The 18052-nt window shown below is 55.0% G+C and carries 14 protein-coding genes and 1 pseudogene; 5 read left to right on the top strand and 10 right to left on the bottom strand.

Annotated features, from left to right (window positions below; all coding sequences use genetic code 11):
• Nucleotides 1-133 precede the first annotated feature (133 nt).
• The 3 genes from WKJ03_RS15090 to WKJ03_RS15100 are packed head-to-tail and all read right to left on the bottom strand — an operon-like array spanning nt 134 to nt 1760.
• Nucleotides 134-601, bottom strand: coding sequence for a hypothetical protein (locus WKJ03_RS15090; RefSeq protein ID WP_337843063.1), 468 nt, complete (start codon nt 599-601; stop codon nt 134-136).
• Complete coding sequence (locus WKJ03_RS15095) at nt 598-1275, bottom strand: hypothetical protein (RefSeq protein ID WP_337843064.1); 678 nt, start codon at nt 1273-1275, stop codon at nt 598-600. Before WKJ03_RS15095 ends, WKJ03_RS15090 begins: the two co-directional genes overlap by 4 nt.
• Complete coding sequence (locus WKJ03_RS15100; RefSeq protein ID WP_337843065.1) at nt 1272-1760, bottom strand: RNA polymerase sigma factor; 489 nt, start codon at nt 1758-1760, stop codon at nt 1272-1274. The genes WKJ03_RS15095 and WKJ03_RS15100 overlap by 4 nt, the downstream gene beginning before the upstream one ends.
• Before the next feature lie 117 nt (nt 1761-1877).
• On the opposite strand from WKJ03_RS15100, the gene WKJ03_RS15105 reads away from it, so the two are divergent.
• Nucleotides 1878-3218 (top strand): S8 family serine peptidase, encoded by a 1341-nt coding sequence (locus tag WKJ03_RS15105; RefSeq protein ID WP_337843066.1) that lies wholly within the window; start codon nt 1878-1880, stop codon nt 3216-3218.
• Here the strand turns inward: WKJ03_RS15105 and WKJ03_RS15110 are convergent.
• The 3 genes from WKJ03_RS15110 to WKJ03_RS15120 form a co-directional block, all read right to left on the bottom strand.
• Nucleotides 3186-4091, bottom strand: coding sequence for a hypothetical protein (locus tag WKJ03_RS15110; protein ID WP_337843067.1), 906 nt, complete (start codon nt 4089-4091; stop codon nt 3186-3188). The two genes, WKJ03_RS15105 and WKJ03_RS15110, sit on opposite strands and share 33 nt — an antisense overlap.
• Before the next feature lie 314 nt (nt 4092-4405).
• Nucleotides 4406-5236 carry a hypothetical protein gene (locus tag WKJ03_RS15115; RefSeq protein WP_337843068.1) on the bottom strand — a complete coding sequence of 277 codons (831 nt, stop codon included), beginning with the start codon at nt 5234-5236 and terminating at the stop codon, nt 4406-4408.
• Between the two features lie 102 nt (nt 5237-5338).
• A complete protein-coding gene (locus WKJ03_RS15120; protein ID WP_337843069.1) occupies nt 5339-6697 on the bottom strand; it encodes a serine hydrolase in 1359 nt (452 codons plus the stop codon).
• Between the two features lie 158 nt (nt 6698-6855).
• Between WKJ03_RS15120 and WKJ03_RS15125 the strand changes: the two genes are divergently transcribed.
• The 3 genes from WKJ03_RS15125 to WKJ03_RS15135 all read left to right on the top strand — a co-directional run bounded on the left by WKJ03_RS15125 (nt 6856) and on the right by WKJ03_RS15135 (nt 11146).
• Complete coding sequence (locus WKJ03_RS15125; protein ID WP_337843070.1) at nt 6856-8109, top strand: sterol desaturase family protein; 1254 nt, start codon at nt 6856-6858, stop codon at nt 8107-8109.
• The gene (locus WKJ03_RS15130) at nt 8090-10519 is read left to right on the top strand and encodes a TonB-dependent receptor (protein ID WP_337843071.1); all 2430 of its coding nucleotides are present in this window, start codon (nt 8090-8092) and stop codon (nt 10517-10519) included. Before WKJ03_RS15125 ends, WKJ03_RS15130 begins: the two co-directional genes overlap by 20 nt.
• Before the next feature lie 75 nt (nt 10520-10594).
• The gene (locus WKJ03_RS15135; protein WP_337843072.1) at nt 10595-11146 is read left to right on the top strand and encodes a hypothetical protein; all 552 of its coding nucleotides are present in this window, start codon (nt 10595-10597) and stop codon (nt 11144-11146) included.
• 30 nt (nt 11147-11176) lie between these two features.
• Here the strand turns inward: WKJ03_RS15135 and WKJ03_RS15140 are convergent, their stop codons facing one another.
• A complete protein-coding gene (locus tag WKJ03_RS15140; RefSeq protein WP_337843073.1) occupies nt 11177-12502 on the bottom strand; it encodes a 5-methyltetrahydrofolate--homocysteine methyltransferase in 1326 nt (441 codons plus the stop codon).
• A gap of 71 nt (nt 12503-12573) precedes the next feature.
• A complete protein-coding gene (locus WKJ03_RS15145; RefSeq protein ID WP_337843074.1) occupies nt 12574-14967 on the bottom strand; it encodes a TonB-dependent receptor in 2394 nt (797 codons plus the stop codon).
• 331 nt (nt 14968-15298) lie between these two features.
• On the opposite strand from WKJ03_RS15145, the pseudogene WKJ03_RS15150 reads away from it, so the two are divergent.
• A pseudogene (locus WKJ03_RS15150) lies at nt 15299-16057 on the top strand (GTP-binding protein).
• On the opposite strand, the gene WKJ03_RS15155 reads toward WKJ03_RS15150, so the two are convergent.
• Both WKJ03_RS15155 and WKJ03_RS15160 read right to left on the bottom strand, forming a co-directional pair.
• Nucleotides 16049-17569 (bottom strand): diguanylate cyclase, encoded by a 1521-nt coding sequence (locus tag WKJ03_RS15155; protein ID WP_337843075.1) that lies wholly within the window; start codon nt 17567-17569, stop codon nt 16049-16051. The pseudogene WKJ03_RS15150 and the gene WKJ03_RS15155 overlap by 9 nt on opposite strands.
• Nucleotides 17562-18002 carry a nucleoside deaminase gene (locus WKJ03_RS15160; RefSeq protein WP_337843076.1) on the bottom strand — a complete coding sequence of 147 codons (441 nt, stop codon included), beginning with the start codon at nt 18000-18002 and terminating at the stop codon, nt 17562-17564. The genes WKJ03_RS15155 and WKJ03_RS15160 overlap by 8 nt, the downstream gene beginning before the upstream one ends.
• Nucleotides 18003-18052 lie beyond the last annotated feature (50 nt).

The following is an 18052-nucleotide window of genomic DNA, read 5'->3' on the forward strand; positions in this document are numbered from 1 at the left end:
CCACCATTTCAAACCAGGTTTTCATGCTGACCCTCACCGGACTAACCCCACTTGCGGCTAAAGCGGCTGCACGTTCAACTCGCATAAAGCAATGCTTATAACTGCGCTCGTTTCACCCAGCTGGGGCTACCCTTTAGTCCTCTGTGGTTATTTTTTTCTGCGCTTTTTCCTGTGCAAACAACAGATCTGCCGCGCTAAACGCCAGAGGCAGTGCGGGTTGAATGCCGGTGCCGAGGCGGATGTCCAGGCGGATCAGCCTGGCTGCTTGAACAGTCGTGCCTTGAACCTGGCTGTCGCTGAGCAGGCAATAAGCTGTGCTGCAACCGGCGGCAGGCCCTGGTTGCCATAACGCTGCTTTCTGGTTGATTTGGCTTTGCTCTGCTTCAATCACAAACCAGTCATAACCTTGCTGTTCAGTCAGCAACGCAGCCGCCAGCAGGCTGCTTTGGGTCCAGGCACCGGCATTCAGCTGGCGGTGAATATAGAGTCGGTGGTAGTTGGAAGCCAGAGCTTCGCTGTGCACCCAGGCGGGCAGCGCGGGCCTGGTACTGCTGCAGCTTTGCAGCAATACCGCCAACAGCAGCAACAGCACCCTGATCATGGTTGCGGGCGCCAGCCGTTTTGCAGCAGCTGTTGCTCCTGCAGCAGCGTCATAGCACCAGATGCCATCTGCTGATCCAACAGGGCATCCAGGGCTTCACTGTGAGTCGCCGTCTGATAGCCCTGCCCGGCTGCACTGGTTTCGCTGTGCATTAAAGTCCATTCAGCGCTGCGGCAGGCCAGCTGTTGTTGTACTTCATTGTTGCTGCCCAGCCGATAAACCCGGCAGTACTGGCCGTTTTGTGCAACAAAACTGAACTGCACTTCCAGCGATCTGCCGTCCGCCAGCACCACTCGCAGGCCTGAGGCTTGCTGTTCCAGGCGCTGCTGCACCAGAGACCAGGGATCGGAAGCAGTACCGCCGGAACCCAATTGCAATAACAGGGCTACAGCAGTCACTGAGGCTGCAGCCGCCAGCCAAGGTAAGGGCCTGCGCCGTAGCGGCACCACGTCAGGCTGTTCAAGTCTGTGCAGGCTTTGAGCTAAACCTGCACTTAATGGGCTGTCATCGATGCTGGCCGCAAACTGCTGCACTTTGCTGTCCACAGCCGCCAGTTCAGCCAGGCGGTCGGCCAGCTCCGGCTGAGCCACAATGGCCTGACGCACCTGCGCCATCTCGGCCGGACTAAGCTCTGCATCCAGAAATGCGCTGAGTTGTTCGTTACTGGGGCTCATTCTGTCACCTCCGAAGGCTGGGCAAACCAGCGTGCCAGTTGTTGTCGTGCCCGTGCCAGCCGGCTCATCACAGTACCACCAGGCACCTGCAGCATCTCGGCGGCTTCGGCATAACTGAAGCCCTGCACAGCCACTAAAGCCAGCACCTCCCGCTGTTCCTGCGGTAATTGCTGCAAAGCCCGGCCAACCTGCTGCAGTTCAATCTGCTGCTGCGGGTCGCTGCTCTGGCCCGGTACTTGTTCCAGCTGCTCAGGTTCTGCCAGCTGGATCCCCTGCTGCTGACGGGCTCTGTACTGATCGATCCACTGATTGCGGATCACCCGAAAACACCAGGCCAGTACCGGCACTTCGGCAGCAGGCGGCGACAGCCAGAGTTTTTCGATGCACTGCTGTACCAGATCATCGGCGTCGGCCGTATTGGCACAGAGCGCGTAGGCAAAACGGCGCAACTGTGGCAATAATACTTTTATTTGGTTGTTGGTCATATCCGGCTCCTTTTTTAACTAAACGAGCCACTCAGAATTTTATTCCAGCCCTGGCGGAATTTTTTTCTGTGCCTGACGTTAACACTGTGAATGATCAAGCAGAACCAAGGAGCTTGTATGCGTTACCTGAGTCTGATACTGCTGCTGAGCACAGTGACAGCGCATGCCCAGCTTAGCCCTATACTGAACCAGTTACCAGTGCAGTTGCCTGTGACACTGCCCGAAGTACGGCCTGAACTAAAGCCATTGAAATCAGCTGCTTTGCCTCAGGCCGAACTCAGAGAGCTGCGCCAGTTACGGCAGCAACTGCAGCAACAGCTGGACCCTTTAACCCGCCTGCCAGAGCGGCTGACTTTGGGCATACCTGGCCGGCAAAGCCTGACTGAAGTGCAGATAAGCCCCGGTCAACGCGCGGTGGAGCGGGAGTGGCTGATGCTGCTCAGCAGCACTCAGTGGCAGGCGTTAAAACCTGTATTGTCTTTGCCCCACCGGGTCCGGCATCTGGCTGCTTTGGATTTGTACCAGTTGACATTACAGGTGAGCACGGAGCAAGACCAGGCAGAGCAGCTTCGGCTGCTGTTGCCCGCGGAGCTGCATCTGCAGCTGGACCGTCATTATATTTATCAGTTGCAGCAGGGAGCGGCGAATGAGGCGGTGCCCAGCCCCCAAACCAGCACCGCGAGCTGGCTGCCAGTTTGCAATGCACCGGTCAGCCTGGGCCTGGTCGACAGTGCGGTCGAGCCCTCCCACCCGGCCCTGAGTTCTGCCCGCATTCAAAGCCGCCGTTTTTTGCCGGCCACAATGGCTGGATCCGCAGCGCATGGCAGCGCCGTTGTGTCAGTGCTGGTGGGGCGTTATCAGCAGCTGCAGCCGTTGCTGCCGCAGGCACAGTTGCTGGTGGCGGAAGCCTTTTACCAGCAGAACCCCTATCAGCATGGCGCCACTTTGGATTCTTTATTGCAGGCGCTGGACTGGCTGGCTGGTCAGCAGGTGAGTGTGATTAATCTGAGCCTGACCGGACCGGCCCATCCGGCACTGCAGCAGGTGGTCGAACAACTGAGTCAGAAATTGGTGTTGGTGGCCGCAGCAGGCAATGCAGGCCCGGCCGCCGCCCCTTTGTACCCGGCAGCTTACCCGCAGGTGCTGGCGGTCACCGCAGTGGATCAGCACAGAACCTTGTATCGATGGGCCAATCAGGGCGACTACATAGATTTTGCTGCGCCCGGTGTGAAGGTATGGACAGCCAAAGCTGGCGGTGCTTTAAGCCAACAAAGTGGCACCTCGCTGGCAAGCCCTGTGGTGGCGGCTTTTGCCGCCTGCGCTTTGCAGCAGGGGGTGCCGCAGCCACAACTGCCTGACTTTTTACGCCAGCAAGCCTCAGATTTAGGCGAACCCGGGCCGGACCCTCAGTTTGGTGCAGGGCTGTTAGAACCCGGAAAACTTGTAACTCAGCCCTAACTGCAGCTGCAACTGCCGGTAATTCAGGCTGTCGGTGCTGGAGTGCACCCACTGTTGTTCCAGCGAGCTTTGCAGCGCCAGGCTGCGCCAGAGCGTCCAGTCCAACCCCAGCCCCAGGTAGCTTTGCCTGTCCTGCCGCGCTTGCGGTTCTTGCTCAGACCAGGGAGCCTGATAATCGCGCCACTGGTAACCGGCTTTGACCTTCCACTGCCGCTGGCTTTCGGCCTGTGTATAAGCCCAGCTCAGTTCCAGCGCTGGCCCCTGATAACTGAAATTGGCCAGGTGCGCCCGCTCCCACTGATAAGCACCGGCCATTTGCACTCGCTGCCGGCCATCTGTGCTGAACCAGAATTGGTCCCAGCGCAGCTGATGCTGACGGGCATCCCTGTCGGCCAGTGCAGCAAACTGTTTCCCGCTCCATTGCCAGCTGGCACGCTGGTACCAGCCCGAAGGCCAGAGCCGTGCCAGATAAAGCCCTGGCTGGTAGAGCTGTAAAAAATCCTGCGCTGCAACATCGGCATCAGCGTAATTCAGCGTCAGTCCGCCGCGCCAGTCGGCCAATGCTGTTGACCAGTCCAGGCTGTGGATCCACAACCTGGTGTCAAACTCCGGGTTGTGCTGCCAACGCTGCAGCTGCAACAGGCTGTTCCAGTTCAGCTGGTGGTCACCCGATTGCCACTGGGCTGACACCGAAGCGCTGTGCTGCCAGCCTTGATCAGACTGACCAGAGGCTTGTTCCAGCTCTTTCACTTTCAGGTTGTCGGAATAAATGCGGGCCGTTTTCAGTTCAGCCTGCCAGTTCGTTTGTGCCGCCAGGGCAGGCGTTGTGGCCAGGGTAAGGGCCAGCAGGGTGACGCTCAGTGTGCTGTTCATTCTCAGATCCTCCCCCCCGGTGCTAGAGCACCGAATAGTTTAAAAAAGCGACAGCAGCGAAAGTCAGAATGGCCGCAGGCAAGGCAGATTTTTGAAGGTTTAGTGGGCCTAAATCGAGAAAATCTAACACCGCATGCGGCCATTCTGATTTCGCCCGTACGGGAGCGCCTGAAAAACCCTCACTCCGCGTTGTAACAGCTCGAAAGAGCCCCACTATTCCTTCGCTGTTACGCCTTGATTGAGCCTTTTTCAGGCTGCTCTGCTGCTCACTTCTTAAACTAATCGGTGCTCTAGGCAGCACCAGGGGATGTTAACTACAGGCCAATACCTAATACGGTGTTCAGGTTCGTTTGCACTGACTGCATCACCTGCTGATTCACGCTCTGCTGCACAGCGGAGGACAGCTGCTGACTGACTTGTTGGTTCAGTTGCTGCTGCACTGAGGTTTGGCTTTGTTGTTGCACAGCGCCCGCCACAGCACCGGTCACTGCAGGTTGCAGCGTCGGTGTTTGTGGCACTGCCGGGGCTTGTGGTAACGCCAGATCCTGGCTGGTGGCCAGAGCTGCCGCACTTGCACTGCTGAGGGCAGTGTTGCCAGCGGAGGCCGTCGTTGCCGTCAAGCCTGCAGCTAAGGTGTTGCTTGCTGTGACCAGCTGCGACTGCGCCACTGCAGAGGTTGTACTTTCGGCCGCACCCAATGCATCCACTGCAGGCAGCTGCAGTGCCTGGCTGGGAGTCGCGCCTGCACTGCCGGTGCCGCTTTGTGGTGAGCCAGTCGTCACAGAGGCCTGGCCAGAGCCTGCAACTTGCCCTTCTGTTGCGCTTTGGCTGGACGCCGTCACGCCCTGACCGCTGCTGGCTGGATTGGAGCTCTGTACGCTGACAGAAGCTGCAGCTGTGGAGTTGCTGTTGGCTGAAACCCCAGCAGGGCTCAGTTGCAGTTCTGTGTTGTGGTGGCCTTGTGCTGAGCCAGCTACACCAGCCTGAGCGCCGGGCGCCATGCTGGCAGCAGGAGTGGCCGTCGTGCTGATGGTGCTGTTGCCAGACGGGCTGGCCGAAGTGGCAGCGTCAAACTGATTGGCCAGCACCAGGCTGCTGCACAGCAGACCCGCTGTGGTGAAGGATAAAACAGATAAAGTTTTCATAACCGTTGCTCCTGTGACGTTAGTGTCATAGCGATAACGGTCAGCAGAGGTTTTTATTCCCGGCAGGCGTAATTTTTTTTACATCTGCACGGAAAAAAGCACTCAGTGGCTGAGCAGCAGGTGGAAATTGCTGGCCATAGGGTAGTCGGTTTTACTCCAGCCAAGCCGCACCAGCACTGTGTTTTGCGACGGGATCATCATCACCGTCTGATGGCGGTTGCCCATCATGGCATAAGCATCAGCAGGCAGCTCAGGCCAGCGCAACGCGGCGTCGCCACTGTTCAGCCAGAACTGGAAGCCATAGGCTTTTTCGTTGTCACTGGAATTGGGCGCCGTCGCCTGCTGCACCCACTTTGCATCCAGCAGTTGCTGGCCATTAAACTGCCCTTGTTGCAGCATTAACAGACCCAGCCGGGCCCAGTCACGCGCCGAGGCATAGAGGTAAGAGCTGCCAACAAAATCACCGGAGGGGTCCATTTCAAACAGAAAATGCTGCATACCCAAAGGCGCAAAAAGTTGCTGGTTGGCAAAATCCACTGTGGCCTGCGGACCACCGGGAATGCGGTCTGACAATAAGCGGCTCAGCAGGTTGGTGGTGCCGGACGAATACGAAAACTGCTGACCTGGCGGCAACAACAAAGGGCTCTGCAGTGCTACATCGGCAGCGCTGGCAGCGGTAAATAGCATATGGGTGGCGTCACTGCCCGGCGCATAGGTTTCATCAAAACCCAGGCCTGAACTCATTTGCAGCAGTTGCTGAAGCCGGATGCCAAAGCGCTGGTCCTGGGCCCAGGCCGCAAATAACGCCTGGTCGTCAAGCTGCAGCTGCCCTTGTTGTATCAGACGCCCCAGCAACATAGCGGTGACACTTTTCGCCATAGACCAGCCCAATAATGGCGTTTGGGCAGTCACCCCATCAGCATAACTTTCGGCCAGCAGTTGACCATTTTTAACCACCAGCAATGCCCGGGTTTCCAGGCCTTGTTGGTTGTCTTGTGCCAGCATCTGATCCAGTTGTTGCTGCAATTGTGGCTGAACAGAACTCAGCCTCTCACCAGCCGGCCAGTCCAGCTCAGCTTGTGCAGGCAACACAGGCGCCGTCAGCCCGGCCAAAGGTTCGGCATCAAGCAACTGCAAAGCACAGCCGGTGGCTGGGTAGTATTTCGCGGTCACGCCAGCCAGGCCAAATAAATCGGCCTGCACAGTGCGCTCAGCCTCCCGATACTGCAAATTCACCTGCCGGTTCACCGGTGAATAAGAGGCTAAATCCTCCACAATACGTTCAGGCGAATAGCCGGAAATGTAACGGGCCGAACAGGCCAGCTTGGCACTCATATGAGTGGATACCTGCAGCGCGTGGCCCAGATGCCAGGGGGCAAAGCCCAGCAGCACCGGCACAGCGGCCATACAAAATGTAAACACAACTAGTAAAGCCACTAAAATAAATGTTACAAATTTCATAGTTTGATAGCTTTTTTTCGGTCAATCTGGGGTCATTTGACAGGAAAAAGCACTGAACAGGCAACAACTCTTCGCCAACAAAAAAAGCTATAGACAATAGCAACAGCTCTGCTAGTCTGGTCTGAACAGTTGGCTGAATTCTGATAACAATAACGCCTATGAATTTTGTCATTTACGCTATACCCGCTTTTTTGTTGTTGATAATGCTGGAGATTTATCTGGACTGGCGCTATCAACGGCACACCTATCGATTTAACGACGCCATTAATTCACTGAACCTCGGCATGATGAGCCAGGTGACTGGCATTGCCCAAAAAACAGTGCAGTTCAGTGCTTACCTGCTGGTGTTTGAGCATATTGCCTTATGGAACCTGGGCCGTGACAGCTGGTGGATTTGGCCTTTTGCTTTTGTCGCTTACGACTTCTGCTACTACTGGTTTCACCGGATCAGCCATGAAATTAATCTGTTCTGGGCCGGTCATGTGGTGCATCACCAAAGCGAAGAATACAACCTGAGTACCGCCTTGCGGCAAAGCAGCGGCACCTTTTTGGGCTTTTTGTTTTATCTGCCGCTGGCACTGATTGGCATTGAACCTTATGTGCTGGTGACTGTGGGTTCGCTGAACCTGATTTACCAGTTCTGGGTGCATACCCGTCATATCAACCAAATGCCGGCCTGGTATGAGGCCATTTTTGTAACCCCCAGTAACCACCGCGTGCATCATGCACAAAACCCTATTTATATGAATAAAAACCATGGTGGCGTTTTTATTGTCTGGGACCGGCTCTTTGGCACCTTTCAACCTGAACTGAGCGAAGAACCGGTGATCTTTGGCGTCACCAAACCGCTGGCCAGCTGGAACCCGGTCTGGGCCAATCTGGATGTGTATTGGGCCTTGGCCAAAGACAGCTGGCGCACCGAAAAATGGTCCGACAAAGTCAAAGTCTGGTTTAAAAAAACCGGCTGGCGTCCGGCCGATGTGCGTAAAGCTTACCCGAACAAAAGATTCGACCCTTACCAGCAAGTGAAATTTGACAGCCCGCTAACCAGCTTACAAAAGCTGTACGTCGCCTTTCAGCACCTGACGCTGATAGCCTTGGTGCTGCAGTTTATTCTGGCCTCAGCCAATATGGCGCACAGCGGCATTTTGCAGGGGGCGGCGCTTTTGGTATTTACCTTATTCTGCCAGGGCTATTACCAGCAGCAGCGGCCCTATTGGCTCTGGCTGGAAGCAGCGAAAAACCTGCTCCTGGCCGCTTTGTATTACCAGTATTTAGGCCCGGCGTCTGCGCCTTACCTGCTGTTATGGCTGCTGCTTGCCAGCCTGCTGCTGGTGACGGCCAGAGGCCAAAAGGTCGCAACATTAAAACAACAACACGACAGGGGAGACTATGAGTCACAACAGCAGTAAAGCACGGACGCCAGTATGCCTGGCCGTCAGCCTGGCGCTCGCCAGCGGCCTGGTGCAGGCACAACAGACCGATGAAGGTATTGAAGTGATTGAAGTGACAGCACAAAAACGTGCTGAGAATATGCAGGAAGTGCCGATTGCCATCACGGCGTTCAGCGCCGACACCATTGATAAAATGGGCCTGAAAAATATCAACGATCTGGGCCTGATCACACCGGGCCTGGAAACCAACAACGCCACAGCCACCCAAACCAGTTTTAATATCCGCGGCATTTCCACCAACGATTTTGGCATAGGCCTGGACGCCGCCGTGGCTGTCTATATTGACGGCGTTTATGTCGGCCGTCGTGGTACCTCCAACCTGAACTTCAACGATGTGGAGCGGGTGGAAGTATTAAAAGGCCCTCAAGGCACCCTGTTTGGCCGTAACTCGGCCGCCGGCGCCATTCATATCATCACCAAAGCCGCCAGTGCTGACCCGGAAGGCCAGTTTAAAGCCACCTTGGGCAGCCATGGTAAAAATAAAATGGAGTTCTCTGGCACTGCGGCGCTTGGCGACAATCTGAACGGCCGCATCAGCCTGAACCGCAATAAACGCGACGGTTATCTGGATGTGAAAGACAGCGACGAAAAATACGGCAATCAGAATGACTGGGCGGTGCGTGGGTCGTTGGAATGGGCCTGGGAGCGGGCTGAACTGGTACTGCGTGCCGATTATTCCGATATCGATCAGCAGGCACGCCCTGCCGTGACCTTAAACACCACCTTTGGCAGCGGTGACCCCTTTGGCCCTATTGAATACGACTTCGAAGGCAAAGAAACCCGTGAAGCAGGTGGCCTGTCAGCTGAACTGAATTACGATCTGGGGGATGAGATGAGCTTCACCTCCATCACGGCTTACCGTCAGTTTGACCGCGGTAATGCGATGGAAGATGACGGTTCAGCCTACGCCAGCGCTTATTTTGTCAGTAACCTGATTGAAGACCAGAGCCAGTACAGCCAGGAATTCCGTTTAAGCCAGAACACGGAAAACTTTAAATGGACCTTTGGCACCAACTGGTACAAAGAAGACATAGACCAGACCACTCAGGCCACCTTTAATACCCTGACCTTCGACAGTTTAGCCGTGGTGCAGATGGGGCTGGACCCACGTATTGTGCTGCCGATGGGCACTGGGGTGGCCGGTGCTTATATGACCATGGGCACCGCCAAAGCTCAGCAGGCCGTTGCCAGCGAAATTGGCCGTCTGATGATGCAGGGCCTGACCTTTGCCCAGGCCCAGGCCTCGGTGGCCAACACCCTGATCAACGCCAACCTGACCAAAGTCTTGGGTCAGCATATGGAACAGTTTGACAACAATGGCGTGACCGAAAGTGTGGCCATCTATTTCGACGGCACTTATGCGCTGACCGACAAACTGGACCTGACGCTGGGTGGCCGTCTGACCTATGACGTAAAAGATTTTTACCTGCACAGCGAGCCACAAAACTTCTTTACCGTGCCTTTTGGTGGGGTAGGCGAAGTGCCGCTGGCAGTGGCTTTTATTCCACAAAGCGCCACTCAGGAAGCGGATTGGTCTAAGTTCACGCCACGTGCCGTGCTGGATTACCAGTGGACACCAGAGCTGATGACCTACATTTCGTATGCGGAAGGCTTTAAAGCTGGCGGCTTTAATACCCTGGGTGAAGCCCCTGCGGTCAAAGAAGAAACGGTTGAAAACACCGAAATTGGTATGAAATCCAGCTGGCTGGACAACCGTCTGCGGGTCAACCTGTCGTTGTACCAATACGACTACACCAACCTGCAGCAACTGGAACTGGTGGGCCCACCGGGCGGCGTCCCGACTTACAACCTGCGTAACGTCGATGCGGAAGGCAATGGCTATGAAGCCGAAGTGATTTGGCAGGCCACGCCGGATCTGCGCCTGACCGCCAACTATGGTCATGTGGAAACTGAATACACCAAATGGCAGTACTTTGCCTGGGAAAACTCAGGCAGCAAAGTGGGCCAGGCTATTTCAGGTATGCCGGAAGATCAGGCCAGTGTCTGGCTGGATTATTATTTCAGCGGCCTGAGTGGTCAGTTTAACCTGCACTTAAGTTACGCCTACACAGGCGACCGCACCCAGGGCGTCGACGGGCCTGAACTGGCGGTATTGCCTTTTGAACAAGGCAGTGTCACTGGTCTGAACGACGATGAATTGAACTCCATTAAAGGCTATGGCCTGCTGGACGGGCGTTTAAGCTGGCACAGCGACAACCACCCCTTCTCTCTGTCGTTTTATGTGCATAACGCGCTGGATAAAGAATACATTATCCAGACCGGCGGTCAGGCCATGGCGGTAGGTTCGCCTATCGCCACTCCGGGCCTGCCACGGATGTACGGCTTTGAGTTTGGTATGACCTTCTAAGCCTGACCGAACCAACCCCGGTGATCAGCCTGGCTGCGCCGGGGTTTTTGTTTGGTCCTTTTCTGGAGCAAAGCAATGATGATTCTGGCTTTTGCCGGCGAGCTCTGCCTGATCGCCGCGTTATTTTGGGCTATTTACAGCTTAAACCGGCACGCGACAGCCCCCAAAGCCGCAGTCTTGGTATTCGGTGTGGCCTTAGGTTTTATTGCCGTGACCGCCAGTATGGGGGCCGGCCGTTATCTGGGGGACAACGCTGTAATTGCCTGGCATGACTGGGCCTCTTACTGGTCTAAAACAGTAGCGATGCCGCTGTATCTCTGTGCAGTGCTATGGCTGTGGAGCCCGTCAGGCCGCTGGTTGGCCTTATTGTTTGGCCTGTTGGGTTGCAGCCCTGTGCTGGGCGCACCGGCCATGCTGACGGATCTGGCGTTAGTACTGGCGCTGCTGCGGCTGATCCAATGTTGCGCCCCTAAAGCCAGCATAATAGCTGCCTTGCTGGCACTGGGCCTGGTGCCGCTGTGTGCTTTGCTGAATGACGCCGATCTCGCTATGGGCTTATTCCACTTGGCACTGGCGCTGCACTTTGGGTTGATCGCTTGGTTTATCCAACAACAAAAAGCGGCCTGACAGCCGCTTTTTGTTCGTTTCAGCACAGCCTTAGTGGCTGTGTTCTTCGGTTTCCCCCGCCACACCTAACCACACCAGTTTATGTGGGGTGTAATCCAACTCCAGTGTGGTGCTGATTTGCGCACTTTCCAGTTCGACAGTTTGCAGGGTTTTGCTGGCCGGGTTCAGCACAAAAGCCTGCTCAGCACCGGCTGATAAACTCAACTGCAATGCAGAACCTGTGGGCATCGCGCTCAGGTTAGTGGCCACCTGAATTTTACTGGCCAGGCTAAAAGCCGGTTCAGCCTCGTGGCCCTTGTAGTGCAGAATACTCAGGTAACCGGCAGAATCGAGCAGCACAAAGTGGTCACCTGAGGCAGAAAAACCATAACCTGCAATAGTGGCTCCTGTGGTGATAGGCCAGTCAATTTTATCCAGCTGTTCATGTTCAGCATCCACCGCAAACAGGCTGGTACCGGCAATACCGACAAAGTGTTCCACCGCCGGGTGAGCTTCCAGAGTGCCGATCCGCATGGTGCCGGTAAAATCGGCGGTATTGGCCAGTTTTTTACTGCTGAAGCTGTCACCGTCCTGCTCTATCAGCAGCACACCATCACTGCAACCAAAAGCTATCCAGTCTTCTGTCTGCGCGCTGCCATGCAACGAAGGGCAGCTGTCGGCAAACACCTCTTCATCATGGTAATGGTCGCCATGTGCATGGAACAAGCCCACTTTATCTGGCAGGGTGCCGGTGGCTCCGGCATCACGCAGCGTGGCCAGCAAGTAATCACCACGGGCCTGTGCTGCGCCATGCTGATAAGTACTTAGCTGCAGTACAGGGTAATCGGTTGCCGCTTGACCAATTTGCTCGTCAGTCAGTACCACAGCTGAAGCTGGTAAGTTGCTGGCTGCCAGCCCGTCGTTAAAAATAGCTACCTGGCTGCTGTTGGTTTGCACATGAGTCGGCCGCACACCACTCAATTGAAAACTCAGTAAGCTGGGCTCTTCTTCGTAGCCATGCTGATGGTCGCCGTGATCTTCGGCATAAACGCCACCATCAATAAACTGCACCTTGTCTGAAGTGCGGTGTACCGCCAGCGCATAGCGGAAGGTCGGCGACGCATACAGATACTCCGGGCTGGCCAGCAGATCAAACTGCTCCACCAGTTCTTTGTCTTCCAGGCCATAAAGCCGCAGCACCGGACTGTCTTTATCAGAAATAGCCAGACGGCCAACACCGCTTTCTTCGTCATGATCATGGTCGTCTTCGACCGGGATCGGCTCTTTTTCCACAATCTGGGTGGTGCTGTCGCCACAGGCAGCCAACAAAGCCGCAGACATCAGCACAGCCAGTAAGTGAGGTTTGGTTTTCAACATAAAAAAACTCCGTGTAAAAAAAGCTGCAGCACCGCCAGGAACAAGTGCACAAGGCACTGCAGCCAGAAAAGTTAAAATTCGCCGCGAATACCGACACCAATGGAACGGCCTGGTAAAGGCGCCAGGTCTTTCAGGAACGAGCTGTGCACCCGCGCTTCGCGGTCGGTCAGGTTGCTGCCTTTGACATAAAAGGCCATGTCCTGGCCAGCCCAGTCGAAGTAATAATTCAGGTTGGCGTCCAGCACTGTGTAACTGGCGCTGGCAGTTTCCAGCGCTTCCAGCTTGTCTTGTTTACCGTAATGGGTCAGACGGACATCAGACGAGAACCATTGGCCCTGATACGCCAGTTCTGTGCTGAAACGCAGTGGTGGCGTGCGGGGTAAATCCCCCCCCTCTTTTAAGCGGGCACGGATATAGTCAGCCTGGTTGGTCCAGGTCCACTGTGGAGCCAGCTTCCAGACCAGCTGGGCTTCGAAACCATGCAAAAGCGCATCGGCTGGCTGAAACAGATAAACCGGCAGCTCATCGTTATGTTCTTCGTGCTCTTCGCCTTCATGCTCATGTGAATGGCCACTTTCAGCAAACAGACCTGTATTGGCCTGGTAGTAGTAGTTGTCCACCTGGTTGTAGAAAGCATTGAGCACAAAACCAAAGTCACCACTGATCTTACGCAAGGTCAAATCCAGGTTATTGGCCGTTTCCACTTCAATGGGGTTGGGGTTCAGCACAAAGGCGGCTTCACCTTCTGCATCCGGGTTACGGATAAAAAGCGCCCCCACTTCATAGGATTGAGTCCCAATATGCGGACCAAAAGATAACAACTCAGCCGCCGAAGGCGCCCGCTCTGAATGTGACAACGAAACCCCCAGGTTATAGCCGTCGGTAAAATCCCAGACTAAACCGGCAGACAAACTGGAAGGTTCAAATTTGTGTTCAGCGTCAAACACCCGAATGGCATTGCCACCATACCCGTGGTCGTCGCCCTCATGGCTGTGGGCCGATAAAGGCGGCAACAGTACATCTGAGGCTGAAATTTTCACCTGTTCAACCCGGGCCCCCAACTGCAGTAATACAGCGCCAAAATGCCGCTCTTCAATCCAGCCCAGCGCCAGGCTTTGTGACTCTGAAGGCGGGGTAAAAGCTTCTTCACCTACAGCTTCGAAATCACTGTGTTTGTAATGCAGGCTGAGGCCACCTTTCCAGTTCAGCCATTCGCGGTGCAGCAGTTCAAAGCGGGCTTCTTCACTTTGGTTTTTGAAGGTGGTGCCAACTGTGTCGCCCTCAATTTCAGCGTGCTGGTAGTCGGTGTAGCCAATACGGCTGTTCAAGCCGCTGATCCAGCTGTGGTCAAAATGCAGTTCACTGAGCAGCTGTACCCGGTTCTGTGTCATATCGGCGTAAACCGCTTCCGCTGATTCGTCCTCTTCCGCCTCATCACCTTCTTCCCCGTGGTGATGGCCTGGGATACCGTACTGACGCTCTAAGCGGCCAAAAGACAAGCCGACATAGCCATTGTCCAGCAGGTAGCTGCTGCCAAGCGTGTACCCTTGCGCTTCGCCCTGCGTGTTTTCCACCCGGCCTGTCTGCTCTTCCCCTGCTTCCGGGCTCACTTCTGCTGTGCCCGGAATTTTGTAACTGTCATTTTCGCGCCAGAAGGCGTCTGCATAAAAGGCTACAGCACCGACAGCCGACTGACCGGCGGCAGAGACCAGTTTTTCGTTATTGACCGATTCGCGTTGCAGCAGATAACTGGCTTTGGTTTCATCCGTGGTTGGGATACGCTGGTCCACCACATTCACCACTCCGCCTATAGCGCCACTGCCATAAAACAAGGTGGCTGGGCCACGCAGCACTTCAATTTGTTCAGCGGTACTGGCTTCGGCCGACACACTGTGATCGGGGCCAACGCGGGACGCATCACCGGCATCCAGGCCATTCTGGGTGATCAGCACACGAGGGCCGTCCAGGCCACGGATAATAGGGCTGCTGGCGACAGAACCATAAAAATTGCTGTGCACACCCACTTCATTTTTCAGGGTGTCGCCCAACGTCGCCGCCTGGTTCATTTTCAGTTTTTCACCGGATAACACAGTGACCGGCATGGCGGATTCAACCACCGATGCGTGGAAAGGACTGGCTTTGATATCAATCACTTCCAGCGCTGTCGCAGGCAGGGTCAGCACCAGGCCATTCAATCCTTCGGCTGGTACATCCAAACGCCAGTTTTTATGCACAAACTGCTCTGCTTCCGCATGCAGCTCAATCACACCAAAGCGATTCAGCTGCAGTGAAAAACTGCCGTCTGCCGCTGTTTTGAAGTCAGTGTTGGAACCCGCCAGACTGACCTGCGCATTGGCCACAGGCTGGCCCTGTTCATCAACAATTTTACCCGTCACCTGCTGCGCCGCAGCCACATTGCAGCACAGAGCGGCAACAGCCAGAGCCAGCTTATGTTGTTTTCTCATCACGCTTTTTAATCCCGCAGTTTGACCTTTAAAGTGAAATCAGATTCTGTGATAGTGTCACAAAAACAATGCCGTGATACTATAACATTTTCTCACGTTATACTATAACAATTCATCGCTTTACGCTGGAGGATGGTCGGAACGAACGACTTAGTTGCAACCTGATGTTCCGGCTTTGTCAGATGACGCCTTGCTGCTTGGTTTAGCCCTGAAGAGCTGGCCGTCTGGTGTCCTGTCGCCGGCACCTTATTGCAGATGTTGGGTCAGGAGCTCAATCACTCGGATTGAACGCAACAACAGCTGTTGCCTCATTATTCAAAGGAGCATTCGAATGCCACGTCTTTTGCCTGTCACAGTGTTATCCGGTTTTCTTGGCGCCGGTAAAACCACCTTATTACGGCATATTCTGCAAAACCGTCAGGGCCTGAACCTGGTCGTGATTGTCACTGATAGAAGCGGACTCACTATTGATGCCGCCATAGTAGAAAACGAAGCGAACCTGCGCCGTGCAGAAGAAAAGCGGGTCGAACTCAGTAGTGGCTGAATTTGCTGTACCCTCAGAGAAGATTGGTTGCAGTAAACCAGCCAACTGGCCGCAGCACAGCCTTTTGATTATCCGGTGATCGAAACCACAGGGATCTCGGAGCCTTTGCCTATTGCCGAAACCTTTACCTTTGAACTGGAAGATGGCTCATCATTGCAGCAGATTGCCAGGCTTGACAGCATGGTCACAGTGGTCGATGCGGTGAACTTTCTGCGTGATTACCGTGAGGCCAAAGCGCTGCAGGACACACAGCAGCACCTGGGTGACGAAGACGAACGCAGCGTAGCGGACCTGCTGGTAGAACAGGTGGAGTTCTGTGATCTGCTGGTGCTGAGCAAAACCGATTTAGTCAGCGCCGACGAACTGGCTGAACTGCAGGCCATTTTGCGCAGCCTGAACCCTGACGCGGAGCAACTTTGTGCGCGCATGGGCGAAGTGCCACTGGATAAAGTGCTGAACACTGGCCGTTTTAACTTTGACAAGGCACAGCAGGCACCAGGCTGGCTGAAGGAACTACGGGGTGAACATCAGCCAGAGTCAGAGTGAACAGCTTTGGTATTTGTGCTCGTACATCCGTTGGTCAGCCACTTTCATCAGTTCCAGATCGGTCAGGCCGTCATGTGGATAGTGTGCCGTCCCCACAGAACAGCTGATCTGCACCCGAACTTCATTCAGCACAAAATCCAACTGCAGCTGCTGGCGGATTTTCTCTGCAACCGCCTGCACCTCGATGTCCGTCTCCACCTGATGAAGCAGAACAACAAATTCATCACCACCAATCCGGGCCACAGTGTCTGAACTGCGAACGGACTGCAATAACCGCTGTGCCACCTGCTGCAGTAACAAATCCCCGACCGCATGACCGTAGCTGTCGTTCACAGGTTTAAAACGGTTCAGATCCAACAGCAACAAAGCCAGACCTTTCTGGTGACGATGAGCGTAATGCAGTGCAGTCGCAAAACGGTCCGCAAACAAGGCCCGGTTTGGTAAACCGGTCAGGCTGTCGTGTTGAGCCATATAACGCATTTGTTGTTCAATTTTGTGCCGTTCGGTTAAATCCCGGCCTACGCCCAGAATACCGATAAAGCGACCGCTCTCGTCATACATACCACTGGTTTTTACTTCCAGCCAGAGCGTTTTTTTGCCTTTGCAGATGAGCTCCAGTTCGGCGACGAACTCAGGATATGCAGACTGCCCATCCATTTCTTTTGTTGCGTGACGCCACTGGAGCAACACTTTGCGATAAGAGGCCGGGCTTAACAGCTGTCTCAGACCCGCTGCTTTGAGCTCTGCACGGCTAAAGCCGGTCAGCTTGCTGGCCGATGGGCTGATGTAGGTCAGCAAGCCTTTTTTATCCATGGTCCAAATCAGGTCTGTGGCGTTGTCGGCCAGCAAGCGGTGACGCTCTTCACTGCGTTTTAACAGCTGTAATGATTTACTGTGTTCAATCGCAATCTCGGCCAGCGCAGCACTTTCTTCAATCAGCTGAATATCCTGCGCCGAAGGCGTGGAGATGCTCTTGTGGTAAATCGCGAAAGTACCCAGTACTTTGCCGGACTTATCTTTGATAGGCTCAGACCAGCAGGCCCCTATCCCTGCCAACTCAACCAGGGCCTGGTAAGGTGCCCAGAGTGGATCCGTGCTGACATCAGTCACAATGATCCGTTGCCCTGTCGCCGCTGCAGTGCCGCAGGAACCCACGCCATATCCGGCCTGAATACCTTCGATCGCCTGATTGTAAGACTCCGGCATTCCATGCGCCGAAGCCACATGCAGTTTGCCCTGCTCATCCAGCAGCAATACGGTGCAGGTCGCTGTCGGATCCAGCTGCTCAGCGCCTTCCACCAACGCATCCAGCAGCTGCTGCAGAGGGACTTGCTCAACCAGCAGGCTGAGTACCCGGCTGCGGTGCTGCTGCAACAGGCTGGCCTGACGCTCCTGACGCAGAGCCGCCTGCAACCTGCTGTTGATCCTGCCGATATACCAGAGCAGCAACACCGCCAGAGCAACGCCAGCAGCCGCCAGCACTCCCCCGTAAAACCAGCCTGAACTATTCACCAATATCCTCATTCCACAGCTCTGGCTGTTGTCGGATAAAATCCTGCATCAGCCCGATGCATTGTTGATCCTGCTGCACCACCAACTGCACACCGCGGCTCTGCAGGTAGGCCTCAGGGCCCTGGAACGTCTGGTTTTCCCCCACCACCACTTTACCAATGCCATAGAGCAGCACAGTGCCACTGCACATATCACAGGGGGACAAGGTGGAATACAGCGTGGCTTTACGATAATCGCTGGCTTTCAGCCGGCCGGCATTTTCCAGGCAGTCCATTTCGGCATGCAAGACGCAACTCCCCTTCTGCACCCTTTGATTGTGCCCTTGCCCGACGATCTGACCGTCGATCACCAGCACAGATCCAATAGGGATGCCTCCTTCTGCCAGACTTTTTCTGGCCTGCGCTATTGCTGCCTGCATAAAGGGATCCTGCATGCCTGACTCCTTGTTGTTTACGCCATTTGTTTCAAACTATAGTCAGTGAA

Origin of the sequence: Rheinheimera sp., from assembly GCF_037442525.1 — a bacterium.
Taxonomy (GTDB): Bacteria; Pseudomonadota; Gammaproteobacteria; order Enterobacterales; family Alteromonadaceae; genus Pararheinheimera.

Coding starts and splice junctions, on each gene's coding strand:
- WKJ03_RS15140 (WP_337843073.1), bottom strand. CDS start 12,502: ATGTTGAAAACCAAACCTCACTTACTGGCTGTGCTGATGTCTGCGGCT.
- WKJ03_RS15120 (WP_337843069.1), bottom strand. CDS start 6,697: ATGAAATTTGTAACATTTATTTTAGTGGCTTTACTAGTTGTGTTTACA.
- WKJ03_RS15130 (WP_337843071.1), top strand. CDS start 8,090: ATGAGTCACAACAGCAGTAAAGCACGGACGCCAGTATGCCTGGCCGTC.
- WKJ03_RS15110 (WP_337843067.1), bottom strand. CDS start 4,091: ATGAACAGCACACTGAGCGTCACCCTGCTGGCCCTTACCCTGGCCACA.
- WKJ03_RS15125 (WP_337843070.1), top strand. CDS start 6,856: ATGAATTTTGTCATTTACGCTATACCCGCTTTTTTGTTGTTGATAATG.
- WKJ03_RS15135 (WP_337843072.1), top strand. CDS start 10,595: ATGATGATTCTGGCTTTTGCCGGCGAGCTCTGCCTGATCGCCGCGTTA.
- WKJ03_RS15145 (WP_337843074.1), bottom strand. CDS start 14,967: ATGAGAAAACAACATAAGCTGGCTCTGGCTGTTGCCGCTCTGTGCTGC.
- WKJ03_RS15095 (WP_337843064.1), bottom strand. CDS start 1,275: ATGAGCCCCAGTAACGAACAACTCAGCGCATTTCTGGATGCAGAGCTT.
- WKJ03_RS15100 (WP_337843065.1), bottom strand. CDS start 1,760: ATGACCAACAACCAAATAAAAGTATTATTGCCACAGTTGCGCCGTTTT.
- WKJ03_RS15105 (WP_337843066.1), top strand. CDS start 1,878: ATGCGTTACCTGAGTCTGATACTGCTGCTGAGCACAGTGACAGCGCAT.
- WKJ03_RS15090 (WP_337843063.1), bottom strand. CDS start 601: ATGATCAGGGTGCTGTTGCTGCTGTTGGCGGTATTGCTGCAAAGCTGC.
- WKJ03_RS15160 (WP_337843076.1), bottom strand. CDS start 18,002: ATGCAGGATCCCTTTATGCAGGCAGCAATAGCGCAGGCCAGAAAAAGT.
- WKJ03_RS15115 (WP_337843068.1), bottom strand. CDS start 5,236: ATGAAAACTTTATCTGTTTTATCCTTCACCACAGCGGGTCTGCTGTGC.